We start from the raw sequence: 13,865 nt of genomic DNA, 5'->3' as shown, positions 1-13,865 counted from the left end.
ATCATGAAACACAATAGAACACGAACCTGTTCATTCGACACGATTACGCTGGAAGGATCTCTTTTCGTAGCCGACATTTTGGAGAAGGCCGCGCTGGGAACCGCATCCCTGCAAACCCCTGCTGACTTCGCGCTTCCGCGCGGGTTGCGCTTGAGCGACGAATACGGCCGCGCGTTCCAGATCGCCCAGGCTGTCTGGGACAAGTTCGACAAGGAAAAGGAATTTCACTCGGGACGCGAAGCGTCTCATACCCGGTCGTTCATGACCGAGTTTTTCAGGGACGCGCTGGGATACACTTCCATAACGGAACTCCCCCCGCTCACCATCGGGGAACGAACCTGGCCTGCGCTCAAGGAAGCGGCTCCCGGGATTCCGCTTGTTATCGCCCCCTGGACGCTTTCCTGCGATAAGGCCGATCCTCTTTTCAGCATCACCGGCGAAGCCTCATACCGGAAAAGCGCATTCGCCCTCGCGCAAACCCTCTTAAACGCATCTCCCGAATTCGATTGGGCCTTTGTCACGAACGGCCTGGTCATCCGCCTCCTTCATGACTCCGATTCTCTGGTGCGCCCGGCCTACCTCGAGTTCGATCTCTCCGTTATTATGCGCGAACAGCGTTTCCCGGATTTTTGCGCGTTGTGGCGCCTGTTCCATCATAGCCGCGCAAACCGCGCATCCTTCGCGCAGAACACGGATACCGGCATGCAACGCACCGTCTGGGACGCCTGGCAAGCCGAAGGTGCCGAATCCGGAACGCGCGTTCGCGACGGTCTCCGCCTCGGCGTTACCCGCGCCCTGATCGAACTCGGCTCCGGCTTTCTCAAAGCGGATAGCCCTGCAAACCGTCACCTTCGGGAAGCCCTCAACGCTGGAACCCTTACGCGCGACGACTTCTACCGCGAGCTCCTCCGCCTGATATATCGCTTCCTCTTCCTCTTTACTCTGGAAGAACGCGGCCTTCTCCACACGCAGGGCGATCCCGAAGGAAATCTCTCCCCCGCTTTCAGAAAAGCTCAGAGCCTCTATCGCTCGGGCTACTCCATGGCGCGCCTTCGCGACCGCGCCCTCCGCGCAAGCGCCTCCGACCGCTATGGCGATCTCTGGCAGGGCGTGCAGGTAGTCTTCCGCGCTCTCCGTTCTGGCGTTGCCGCCCTCGATCTCCCCGCCCTGGGTGGGCTTTTCGCGGGAAATCAGTGCGCCCATCTCGACGACTGCGCCCTTTCCAACGCCGCTCTTCTCGAGGCCATCCGCCGTCTCCGCTGGGCCCAAGTCGCCGGTTCCCGCTCCCTCATCGACTACAAGAATATGGATACGGAGGAGTTCGGTTCGGTCTACGAGAGTCTCCTCGAGCTCGTCCCGGTGGTGGACCTCGCGAGCCGCAGCTTCGGCTTTGTCGGCGTCGACGCGGAGGGCGGTTCCACGGCGGGCAACGCGCGCAAGACCACGGGTTCCTACTACACGCCCGACTCCCTCGTGCAGGAACTCATCAAGAGCGCCCTCGATCCGGTTATTCAGGAGAAATTGGGGGCCTCGTCCGCGGCTTCGCCGCGTCCGACCGGGCCATCCACTGCAAGTCCTCGCCCGGAAACGGGGCAAGCCCCGCTTCCGCACTCCGGTCTTTCCGTTTCTGTCCCTGGCCCGGAAGAGGCGCTTCTCTCCATCGCGGTCATCGATCCCGCTTGCGGTTCGGGTCACTTTCTCCTTGCGGCTGCCCGGCGCCTCGCCGAAGCCCTTGCCACTGTTCGTTCAGACGGGGGCCTTCGCGACGGGGACTACCGCCGTGCCCTGCGCGAGGTTATTTCGCGCTGTATCTACGGGGTGGACCTTAACCCCATGGCGGTTGAGCTTGCGCGTACGGCCCTCTGGCTCGAGGGCTTTGAGCCAGGTAAGCCCTTAGGCTTTCTCGATCACCATATCCGCTGCGGTAATTCGCTCGTGGGCGTGTCGTCTCTCGAAGTTCTGTCCAAGGGTATTCCCGATGACGCCTACAAGCCGCTTACGGGCGACGACAAGGCGACGTCTTCCGCCCTCAAGAAGCGGAACAAGGCCGAGAAGGACGCGGCCGGTCAAATGGGTCTTTTCGACGAGCCCTTGAGCAAGGCGCAGGGCGAGTTATTAATGTTTCACCACAAGCTGGACGCGATAGATTCGGAGTCCCTTGCGTCCATCGAGAGCAAGGAGGCCCTGTTCCGTACGCTTACTTCGAGTGCGTCCTTCCTTCAGGCGCGCGCGGCCTGCGATGTGTGGACGGCTTCTTTTTTTATTCCCAAGAAGCCGGGTGAGCCGGTACCCACGAGCGCCGATGTCCGCGCCCTTACGCAGGGTACGGGCGAGGGTGCCTTCCAGCAGGGTGTGCGCGAGCGCTCCCGCGAGGCAAGCGCGCAAGCAGCTTTCTTCCACTGGCCCATCGAGTTCCCCGAAATCTTCCACCGCGCCACGCCGGGCTTCGACTGCGTGCTGGGGAACCCTCCGTGGGAGCGTATCAAGCTCCAGGAGGAGGAGTTCTTCGCGGCCCGTTCCCCCGCTATCGCGAATGCCCGGAACAAGGCGGAGCGCGGTGCCATGATCGCCTCCCTTGCAACGAGCGCGCAGTCCCTTGACCGCGAGCTTTTTTCTGCCTTTGAAAGCGCCAAGCGTATCGCCGAGGCCGCGAGTCTCTTTGCCCATGTGCCGGGTAGCGATGGCGGCCGCTATCCCCTTACGGGTATCGGCGACGTAAACACCTACGCCCTCTTTGCCGAGCTTATCTATTCCCTGCGTTCCGTAAATGGCCGCGCGGGTTTTATTACTCCCTCCGGCATCGCGACGGACGACTCAACAAAGTTGTATTTTGGCCACATCGCCACCAAGGGAATGCTTGCGTCGTTTTATGATTTTGAAAATCGCGAGAAACTTTTCCCCTCGGTGGACAGCCGTTTCAAATTTGCCCTGCAAACCCTGGCTCCGGCCCCGCTCGCGGACTTCGCCTTCTTTTTGGGGAACACGGGCCAGCTTGCGGACGCACGGCGCCACTTTGCCCTGCGCGCGGACGAGTTCGCCCTTATCAATCCCAACACCCGCACCTGCCCGGTTTTCCGCTCCGCCCGCGACGCCGAGATCACCAAGAAGGTCTACACCAGGGTGCCCGTCCTTATCCGGGACGAAGAGTGTAATCCCGCTGGTACGGTTACCCGCGCGGGTGAGAACCCGTGGGGTATCAGTTTTTCACGCTTGTTCGATATGTCAAACGATTCCGGTCTCTTCCGCTTTGAACCCGCATCCGGCGCCCTCCCGCTCTACGAGGCAAAGATGATCCATCAATTTGATCACCGCTGGGCAACCTATGCGGCGGGTTCTCCGCTGCCGGCCGCCGCGCGCGGCTCGCTACAAGCGAGCTTGGGCGACGGTGACGATGCCGGGGTGCGGAACGCGCGGGAGGACGAAAAGGCCAATCCCGACTTCGCCGTGCGCCCCCGCTACTGGGTAGACTCCCGCGAAGTCATCGCCCGCGTTACCCGCCTCCCGCAAAGCCTCGTCAAACCCTGGCTTTCTGCTGACGCCGCGAGCCTCCGCGCCGCCCTCGACGCCTTCTCCCACACCCCGGCCGCCGCCGACCACCCCCGCCTCTCCATACTCCCGCGAGCGGCATCAGATGCGGACCTCCTCGCCGCCTTCGAGGCCCTCGCCCGCGAAGAGAGCCCGGGCTGGCTGATGGGCTGGCGCGACATCTGCCGCGCAACTGATGAACGCACCGTCATCGCCAGCGTCATGCCGCTGGCAGGGGTAAATCATAAAATGCCTTTGTTCAAATTTTCAGGCAAACAACCCACCTATTATTTTGCACTGTTCTTAAGCAATATAATCTCCATCTCCTTTGATTTTGTTGCAAGGCAGAAAATTGGTGGAACTTCTTTAACCTATCATTATCTCAAGCAATTTCCCGTTCTGCCGCCGCAGGCGTACTCGCCCGCTGATATCCTCTTCATCGTGCCGCGGGTGTTGGAGTTGACGTATTGTTCGTATGACATGGCACCCTGGGCACGGGATATCTGGAACTCTGGCGATGGCACCTTGCGGGCGGCACTGCTTGCCGCAAGCGACGGCGCGCGGGGCATAAGCGAAAGCTGGATACCCCCTGCCGCCGAACTGGAAACCACCCCCTGGAACCCCGCGCGCCTTCCGCCCTTTCCCTGGAACCCGGATCGCCGCGCCACGCTTCGTGCTCAACTCGACGCCCGCTACGCCCGCTTATATGGACTGAATCGCGAAGAACTCATGTATATCCTTGACCCCGCTTCCGTCATGGGCGAGGACTACCCATCCGAAACATTCCGCGTCCTCAAGAACAACGAAACGCGGGACTACGGGGAATACCGGACAATGAGACTGGTGCTTGATGCGTGGGACGAGGGGGAGTGATGAAAGGTAAACGAACAAGGTAATAGCAGAGTATGATGCAAGATGAACTGAGCAATTCTTTACAGAACTTTTCACAGTTAATGCCCTTTGTCCGCGGGGACCGGGTGCTGGATAAATTTGATAATCGGATAGGACTGATTACAGGAAAGTGTAAAGGGTCCGGGGATTCTGTTAGATGGGAAGTGTCATTTTCAGAGTTTGAACGCAGTTTTTTACTGCAATCATTTCTTGAGAAAGTTCCCGAGACAGATGATCTGGTTGAACTTTTTCAGAAAGGACGCTTTGGCGGGGTCACCGATTTACGAAGACTGATCCTGCATATTCGGCTTAAAGGACAGCTGACAAACATCTTTTATTCGATGCATAACGGAACGACCGATTTCATGGCGCATCAGTTCAAACCCGTAATGAAGTTCATCGAATCAACCACCGGCCGACTCCTCATTGCAGACGAGGTTGGTCTTGGAAAAACTATAGAAGCGATATATATCTGGAAAGAACTACAAGCACGTGAAAACGCGCGGCGAATGCTCATTGTATGTCCTGCAGCCCTGCGTGAAAAATGGCGAAATGACCTTCTGAATTATTTTGCCATCAAGGCTGAAATTATTGACGTTAAAAAACTCCTTGAAATAGTAAAAACTGCATCATCAAACCACAATCAGGAAAACTTTGTGTGCATCACAAGTCTTGAGGGTATACGATATAAGGAGCGTGAGGATTACATCGAAGTAAAGAATCCTCGATCACAATTATATTGGTTGCTGGATGAACTGGCGAGTGGGCAACGTGAAGAGATCCTTGATCTTGTCGTTATTGATGAAGCCCATTACCTGAGAAATTCCAATACCGCGAGTTTCAAAACGGCGACACGGGTGCGAGATAACACCAAATCGCTGGTACTGCTTTCCGCGACACCAATACAGACAAGTGAAGATAACCTCTTTAATCTTCTTCAACTTCTTTCTCCGGATGAGTTTTTCGATAAACCCACATTTATCGAATTGCTCTCTGAAAATAGAATTCTGGTAGAGATAGCGAACAAGATACGGACAGCCCGGGATATTGAAGATTTTTATAACGATTTCGAGGAATTGAATCAAAGTTTTTTTTTCAGGGATGATACCTATTTACAACAGCTTATTGGCAAACTACCTGAAATACTTGCCAATCCTGATTTACGCATACAATCCAACAATCAACTTCAAAATAAATATTTTTATAGCCCGTTTGTAAGCCGGACCCGAAAGCGCGACGCTTTCAAGGAAAGTACCACCCGGGTACCAAAAACACTTGAGTATATGCTGTCTGATTATGAATTGGGCATTTATCAGAAAGTGTCAATGGATCTTCGAGAGAAAGGAAAAGCGAAAGGTTCGTTCTCGCAATTCTCGTTGATAGCAAGGCAGCGGCAAATGGCTAGTTGCTTGCCAGCGGCCTTTATGCATTGGAAGGATAACGAACAAATGGAAGATATTCTCTGGGAGGATATCGGGATTATAACAGAAGATGAAGATTCGGAGTTCACAGTAAAAAAAACTATTTCCGTTGCGATTGATGACATCAATATAGAAATTTTACGTAAAAATGATTCGAAATATGCTGAACTTAGAAAAGGAATGCGCGAACTTCTTAAAAAAGATCCATCAGTCAAGATCGTTCTGTTTTCATTCTATCGTCGAACGATCGAATATCTGTATAAACGGTTAAATGAGGATGAAATTTCTTCTGTGTATATCATGGGTGGAATGGGCGATGAAAAAAACGAAATCATTGAACGTTTCAAAAACAGTCCCGGGCTCAATGTATTAATTTCCTCAGAGGTTGGTTCTGAAGGTATCGATCTTCAGTTCGCAAGCATTGAGTTTAATTATGACCTCCCATGGAATCCAATGCGTCTGGAGCAACGTATTGGTCGTATCGACCGTATAGGTCAAAAATCCGAAAAAATACTTATCTACAACATGATTTGTTCCAATACGGTCGAAGATCGGGTATTACAAAGATTGTATGACCGTATAGATATTTTTACTTCTTCAATAGGAGATATAGAAGAAATTCTTGGTGAAAAAATTTCGGAACTTGCGATAGAACTAATGAACTCGGAACTGACCGACGAGGAGCGTATTGCTCGTGCAAATCGGACAATTGACGCGATAGCGAGTGCGAAGCAGACAATTGAAGAATTGGAAAAAAAGGCCGAAGGTTCAATAGCGTTCAAGGATTTTATCTTGGAGAATATCGATGAATCAGCAAGAAACAACCGTTTTATCAGTTCTCGCGATCTTGAAGCCTACATAGACGATTTCTTCCAACGCTACTATCCGGGTAGCCGTATCAGACCGCATTCGGTTCCGGATACCCGTCTTATCAATCTTTCAGCCGATGCGAAATATGATTTGACATCGTTTCTTGAACAGAACAACCTCCGGGGAATGACTAATCTTGGTCATGAGATCGCCGATGTCTTATGTCTTTTTGAAAGCAAAACACGAGAGAAGGTTCGTCGAAACGCTTATGAAATAATCGATATTAATCATCCTTTGGTGCGCTGGATTTCTACTAAAACAGAAAGCACCGGATTTACTCAATTTTGTTGTTCAGCTTTGAATCTTCAAAACGAAGCAAAGTACCAAATTCATTCAGGTGTTTTCGTCTATTGCATCCAACAATGGGATACCAAAGGCTACAAAGATACAAAGGAGCTAAAATACTGGTTGTGCGATATTGAAACAAAGGAGTTGATTGATCTGTCGCGATCAGAATTGATTATTACTTCTGCTCTCTATGATGGTACTGATTATCAGAACTGGTCAGAAGATCTTTCTGAGTATGAACAAGTTCTTGAAGCTATGGAGCTGGCACAAAATTCCGCCTGCGATTCATTCACGGAGTTCGAACACAAATATTTTGCGGAAAACGAAGCAATGTGCGAAAAACAACGTAATTATATTAATATGACAACCAACCGTAAAATACAGTCTATAGAAAAGTTGATTCTACAAATGCAGGAAAATCAACGATCAGAAAGAATGATTAAGTTGAATCAGTCAAAAATAGTAAAAGCACAAAACACACGTACTTTTCAGCTTCGCCGTCTTGAAGAAAATCAAAAGGCACGTTGTTCGTTACAGGATATTGGAGTAGGAATCATTAAAATATATTGAACTAAAAGGAGAATGCATACATGAATCAGAACTATAAAAAATCATTCAGTACAAAAAATACTATCGTCGATAATCATCTTGATGAACCGATCGAAATCATCATCGGGCTTGATTTCGGTACAAGTTACAGCAAAGTGTGTTATTCCCTTCAGGGAGTAAAAGGCGTTCCTGTTGATTTCATGGACGATAACGGTCAGCCAACCTGCTTCAAACCTACGAAAGTATACTTCAGTAATAAATCAAAACGGCTCTACTATACAAAGCCGCAAAAAGAGGTATTTGATTGTATCCAATACTTCAAATATACAATGATACGGGATGTATTGCAGAAAAGCCGCTGTCTGCAGAAACATTGCGGTGAGTTAGCACATAATCCTGAAACTCTCTGTTCTGTATTTTTTATAGCCTCTTTGCTGCGCGAAGTTTTTCTGCAAATTCAAACTAAAGTAGGACAGGGAAATGCTCACCGTGAAATACGGTGGACAGTGAATATGGGGGTGCCCATCGAAAATTATGACGATGTTAATCTGAAAAGATACGATTTGGTTTTACATGCAGGGTTTCAATTGAGCTCCATGCTTACGGAAGCTTCCATTAATCTTTTTGAATTGGATCGAATGGTTACCGGATTCCAGAATCAGCCCGACTGGTTGAAGAATGAGCGTTTGACAACATTGCCTGAACTATATGCCGAATCTATGGCCTATCTTAAGGATCCTCAAACTTCAACTGGTTTCTATACCATAATAGACATCGGCGGTGGAACAACAGATCTCGCAACACTGTATATAAGTCGCGATAATGGATCTCCAGAGTGTATATTCCTGAGTCAGAAAGTAATTCCGCTTGGAGTTGAAGCTCTGGTTGATACAGTCTCTGCTAGTTATCAACGATCTGACACACGTGAAAAGATAAAAAACTATTTTCAAAATACTAGCCGGCTGTGTCCCGATCCAACATTGTTTGATGAAAGTAAATACAAAGAATGTGAAAAACTGTTTAGAGAAGCTTTTGCTAATGTTGTAATGAACGCGAAAGAGAAGTATCGGGATAAAATGGATTTGCAATACAAGTCAAAAAATTATCTGCCTTATTTTATGTTTGGCGGAGGTTCCGAATATAAGTGGTATCATTCAGTAATTTTTAGTCATCTAGAAGCCTTTCATGGCGCAAAGATTCCTGACCTGAAACGCGTCCCTCTTACAACCTATTTCAGTTCCGATTTTGCCAAAACTGATCCTTATGGTCGTTTACTGATAGCCCGGATGCTCGCTACATCACACTTTCCTCCGATCAAAGGATTCCCCTGGCATTTTACTAAGCAAGAAATCAAATACCGAGATGAGAACAGGGAAGAATTGCTAGAGGACAGACAGAAAGAACTGTACGGGAAATAGTATTTTTTTTTGAAGAAAAAACAATGTTTTGTATACCCGCAGGCAAGTAATATTATGTATTCCGGTATTTAAAACTGAATCTATAATCGGTTGGAGGTCCATCTCATCTGTTGCAAAAATGGGAATAGAGCGTGTCTTTGCGAATGAAAGTGACGCTACTTCTCCTCTGTTTTTTCGTGGGTTATCCGGATTCATCATGCGCTTTGCCAACAATCACCTCGTTGATTTATATACCAAGGATTCCGCGGAGTCCAGGTCACTCTCATCAACAATTTTCATCCGTCCTTCAGAAATAAGACTTTTTATCTGTTCCTTCACCTGTGCAGACATCATGATCTCGTCGTACACAATGCGATGGATATAGACCATATCTGCAAGCAAAGGAATCAGTATACGAAGATATGGATACTTAGCACTATCTCCAAGTTTGTTGCATAAGTCTGCATCAACAATGATTTCCCTGTAATACACGACTCTTAATCCTCCATCAATGAATCCAGCTCATCATCTGAAGGTCGAGCCTGCCTTTCCTCATCTGAAATACCCATATCAGCTGGAGTTATATTGGCAAATGCAAGAAGGTACTCGAGTTTTTCACGACTTATTTGGCCCTTTTCATAGACTGAAAGAGTGTTGTCGATCAGATTATCCAATGAAATTTTGTTGCTCCGCTCTATAAGCTCAATTCCGAGACGTTTGCGTATTCGATAAACCTCATCTTCTGGAAGAGCAAGAAAACCTCGGCATTGTGATGCCGAGATCATATCTATTTCAGCAAGTCGTTTCGCCATTGTTCGATAAGGTACCAAAAATACACGGGCAAGCCTGACTACAGCATTGACGTCAATTCTTTCATTATCAATCTTACGCTGACGGATTTCCTGACGAAGCAATAGCTCGGGAACCAGAAACTCTGCTGCAAAACGATTTGCCATCAACTCATGCTTTGGAATATTGGATGTTCGTTCTTCCAGCTCTGAAGCCAGAATAAGCTCCTGTCCATGATTGAACCACAGGTGATACAACTCGTGGGCTGCTGTGAACACTTGGTTGTCAAAATCGATGGAGGTATTAATGCAGACGAATGATTTTCCGTGTATTTTCTCAAAAAACCCCCAGACATCCTCATCCTCCAGAGGGTAAAAGAGAATCCTGCAGTTTTGGTTAAGAATTTCAAAAACCTGTTCGCCCAGAATGTCATTCTGTTTGTTGAAGGATGCAAGCTTCCCGTTAGCCTGATCTCGTACCAGGAGGCATTCTTTAGGTGAAAGAAGATTCTCTTTCAAATCAATACTCCTCTACGATCTCATCCAGAAAGAGAAGCTCGTTGATTACCTTCTGTAAGTGTGACACTTTCTCGCGAGTATTTTCACTTTGAATTTCTCCTATAAAACTGAACACTTCAACTTCGTCTGTCCTGGTTTTTACTTGCAGAAGCTCATCAACAGAGATAGCAAGCGTATTCGCAATACGAGAAATTTCTGCTACATTAATGGCCTTGGAGCCTGAAATGATCTTGCTCATCACCTGTTTTGAGACTCCGAGCTTGTCTGCGAGTCCCTGTTGCGACATTCCTGTATCTTTCAATAGTTGTTGGATATTGCTCCCAACTTCCTGGAAAGTAACTTCTTTCATAATAACTTACCTCCATTGCTTCTTTAACAAGTATTGGCCTATGGCTGGACTAAGTCAATGTATTGTGTACTAATTAAATATATTCTGTTTTATGTCAATAAGATATTATCTTTATGTACTCTTGACGAATCTACCCAATTTCCCCATGCTGTATTCAGCAGACCCGCCGGGCTTCAGACCTCCTTTTAAGAGGAGACAGCTTACTTCGGCGGGTGTTTTTTTGCCCGGAGAATGTGAAAGTATGAATATTCTTGAACGAACATTGATAGAAAAAACCGGTGCTGACAATGGATGGGAATGCGTGCTGGAAAGCAGCCCTGACCTGGTGCGCCTTGCCTCTGCGCGCCATGATGTCGTTGTTGAAATAAGCGATGATGAGGCTTCTCCTGCGCGCTTTAGTTTGCGATTTTCAGAGCAGATTGAGATTGATGAATTGAGACGGAACTTGCCTCAGGAACTTTTTGAAAATAACGGAGTAAGTGCGTACAATCACCAAACACTCGCGGCAATTCTGCATCGGTATGCAGAGCTTGTTGTTTCTCTTCCGGATAGGCCCCTTGCCGAATATCAAAAGGGCGTGGATGAGATTCTTGAAAGTCAAATCGGAATCCGGGGGACAGAGGCGGAACGCTTAGTTCGCGCCCGTATCGGACAGGATGTATACCGAAAATCACTTTTAAAGTACTGGAAGGGACAGTGCGCAGTTACTTGTGTTGACGTAGCTGAAGTACTCCGCGCGAGCCATGCCAAACCATGGGCGGATTGTCAATCTGATAGCGAACGGCTGAATGTCTATAACGGTTTTCTCCTTTCAGCACATCTCGACGCGCTTTTCGATTCGGGCCTCATTTCTTTCCAGGATAATGGAGCGATTCTTGTATCAGCTTGTCTTGAACCTCATAATGGGCGAGCTCTGGGGATCGACTCCTCCTTGTGTTTACGCTGGATAGATGTGAATCATCTTCCTTTTTTGAAGTGGCATCGGTCCCGCGTATTCAGGAAATAGCCGTGTATTCAGAAGCCGGCGTGGCGCAGGAACCGGCGTGGCGGCTTGCACTGTTGGCGTTTTCGCTTGCAGTGCGCTCATACCTTGAGCTCAAGCGGCCGATACTGAACATATGACAAAAATTACGCGCGCCGTTTTTGGATTTCTTGTTATGTTTTGCATAGAGTCCCTTTTTGCGGCCGAGGCTGTCGGGGGCGTTATCGATCTTTCGGGGTACGATTTCGATCGGGAACAGCCGGTAAGCCTTTCCGGCGAGTGGGCGATGTTTCCGCGGGAGTTCGTCTCGGGCGGAGCGGACGCTGCGGGAGCCGGACTCGAGCCGGTTTTTCAGCGGCTGCCGGGGTATTGGAACGACGCGGGGACGATGGAGTCTCGCGGGTGGGCCACGTATTCGCTGACCTTGTTGCTGCCGGAGGACGCGGTCAGGCAGGGGACGCCGCTCGCGTTCAGGTTTTCGGATTCGATTTCCGCCTGTTCGTACTGGATCGACGGGGAGCTTGTCTTTTCAAGCGGGCTGCCGGGGATGTCCAGGGAAACTGAAATACCCGTGTTCAAGCCGGGCGTGCATTTTTTTACGCCGAAGTCCGCGCGGGTCCGGCTGGATATCCAGGCTTCCAACTTTCACTATCGTGTGGGAGGCGTTTGGCTGGTTCCTGTTATCGGGAGCGCCGGGATGGTTGCCGACGAGTGGAACCGGTCGACGCAAACGGTGCTGTTTTTGTTCGGAGCGCTGATGATCATGATGGTGTATCAGATCGCGGTGTTTTCGTATCGGCACAAGGAGCGCTCGGCCCTCTGGTTCGGCCTGATCTGCCTCACGATCTCCATGCGCATTCTGGTGACGGGCAACTGTCTGCTCCAGCAATGGGTGCCGGGTCTTCATTGGGAGATCGCGCGCCGGTTCGAGTTTTTGCCGATGGCGGCGGTTCCTGTTTTCTTTACGCTTTTCATCGACGAGCTCTTTCCGTCCCTGTTGAACGCGCGGGTCAAAAAGGCGATCGCGATCGCGGGGGCTTTTTTCGCCTGCGTAATAGCGGTTCTTCCGGTCGAATATTCGAGCCGGTACGTCATCGTGTTCCAGGCGTATATCGTGTTGTGCATGTTTCCGCTGCTGCAGGCCTTGTGCCTCGCCGCGGTGCGGAAAAAGAGCGGAAGCGGCTGGATCATTATCGGGTTCCTTGCGCTTGCGGCGACTGTCGTGAACGATATTCTGTTTTCCCGGATGATTTTCGGATTCGCGTATCTCCTTTCTTTCGGGCTGTTCGCCTTTATCTCGACTCAGATTATTTTGCTGGCGCGCAATTTTACGCTCGGCTTCAACAGGAGCGAGCGGTTCGCCCTGGAGCTCGAGGCGACGAACAAGTCGTTCAGCCGTTTCGTGCCCAAGCAGTTCCTGGAGCTTTTAAAGCGGGAGCGCATCGTGGACGTGGCGCTCGGCGATCAGGTGGAGCGGACGCTGACGGTGCTGTTCTCCGATATCCGGCAGTTTACGACGATTTCGGAGCGGATGACTCCGGGCGAGAACTTCGCCTTTCTGAACGCGTATCTGGAGCGCATCGGGCCGAAGGTGCGGGAGAACGGCGGCTTTATCGACAAGTATGTCGGAGACGCGATCATGGCCCTGTTTCCGGATTCGCTCGATTCTGCCGTACGGGCGGGGATCGAGATTCAGCGGGAGCTGGGGTGTTTCAACGAAGCCCAGCGGGGAACCGGGAAGCCGGAAATCGAGATCGGAATCGGGATTCATCAGGATTTGATGGCCCTGGGGACGATCGGCGAGGAAGGGCGGATGGATACGACGGTGATAGCCGACGCGGTGAATCTCGCGAGCCGGCTCGAGGCGCTTTCGAAGCTGTACGGCCCGGGCATCATCATGCTCGAGTCTTTGCTCGACCGGCTTTCCGACCGTTCGGCGTTCGGGTACCGGTCCATGGGTTCGTGCCGTATCCGCGGAAAGCGGGAGGCGTTCACTCTTGTTCAGATTTACGACGGTTTATGCCCCGGGCGCCGGGAAAAAATCGCCGCCAATCTGGGTGACTGGAATCTGGCGATGGCGGCCTTCGAGGACGGGCGTTACGACGAAGCGAAGGCCTTGTTCGGCGCGATCGTGGACCGGGACAGCGACGACCTCGCCGCGACCTACTTCTACATAAAAAGCTCCGAGGATGTCGCGGAGCTTGTGTAGGCGTGTTTTATTCCCGAACGGGAATAAAACGTATGAGTGAATCGTCTAATAGTCATTATTTTCCCGAACGGGAATAA

7 protein-coding genes are annotated in these 13,865 nt (G+C 50.3%); 5 read left to right on the top strand and 2 right to left on the bottom strand.

Annotation, left to right across the window (positions count from 1 at the left end; translation table 11 throughout):
- The first annotated feature begins 3 nt into the window (after positions 1 to 3).
- Genes K7J14_RS05295 through K7J14_RS05285 form a run of 3 tightly spaced genes read left to right on the top strand, consistent with a single transcriptional unit; the run spans position 4 to position 8,962 of the window.
- A complete protein-coding gene (locus K7J14_RS05295; RefSeq protein ID WP_230754017.1) occupies positions 4 to 4,398 on the top strand; it encodes an Eco57I restriction-modification methylase domain-containing protein in 4,395 nt (1,464 codons plus the stop codon).
- A gap of 32 nt (positions 4,399 to 4,430) precedes the next feature.
- A complete protein-coding gene (locus K7J14_RS05290) occupies positions 4,431 to 7,565 on the top strand; it encodes a DEAD/DEAH box helicase (RefSeq protein ID WP_230754015.1) in 3,135 nt (1,044 codons plus the stop codon).
- Positions 7,566 to 7,585: 20 nt separating this feature from the next.
- The gene (locus tag K7J14_RS05285; protein WP_230754013.1) at positions 7,586 to 8,962 is read left to right on the top strand and encodes an acetate and sugar kinases/Hsc70/actin family protein; all 1,377 of its coding nucleotides are present in this window, start codon (positions 7,586 to 7,588) and stop codon (positions 8,960 to 8,962) included.
- 476 nt (positions 8,963 to 9,438) lie between these two features.
- Here the strand turns inward: K7J14_RS05285 and K7J14_RS05280 are convergent, their stop codons facing one another.
- Complete coding sequence (locus K7J14_RS05280; protein WP_230754011.1) at positions 9,439 to 10,248, bottom strand: ImmA/IrrE family metallo-endopeptidase; 810 nt, start codon at positions 10,246 to 10,248, stop codon at positions 9,439 to 9,441.
- A gap of 1 nt (position 10,249) precedes the next feature.
- Positions 10,250 to 10,597: a helix-turn-helix domain-containing protein gene (locus K7J14_RS05275; RefSeq protein ID WP_230754009.1), complete on the bottom strand. Its 348-nt coding sequence runs from the start codon at positions 10,595 to 10,597 to the stop codon at positions 10,250 to 10,252.
- Between the two features lie 241 nt (positions 10,598 to 10,838).
- Between K7J14_RS05275 and K7J14_RS05270 the strand changes: the two genes are divergently transcribed.
- Both K7J14_RS05270 and K7J14_RS05265 read left to right on the top strand, forming a co-directional pair.
- Positions 10,839 to 11,603: an HNH endonuclease gene (locus K7J14_RS05270; RefSeq protein ID WP_230754008.1), complete on the top strand. Its 765-nt coding sequence runs from the start codon at positions 10,839 to 10,841 to the stop codon at positions 11,601 to 11,603.
- A gap of 112 nt (positions 11,604 to 11,715) precedes the next feature.
- A complete protein-coding gene (locus K7J14_RS05265) occupies positions 11,716 to 13,788 on the top strand; it encodes an adenylate/guanylate cyclase domain-containing protein (RefSeq protein WP_230754005.1) in 2,073 nt (690 codons plus the stop codon).
- Positions 13,789 to 13,865 lie beyond the last annotated feature (77 nt).

This window comes from Teretinema zuelzerae, from assembly GCF_021021555.1.
In the GTDB taxonomy this organism is placed as follows: Bacteria; Spirochaetota; Spirochaetia; order Treponematales; family Treponemataceae; genus Teretinema; species Teretinema zuelzerae.
This window is presented reverse-complemented; position numbering and strand designations above follow the sequence as displayed.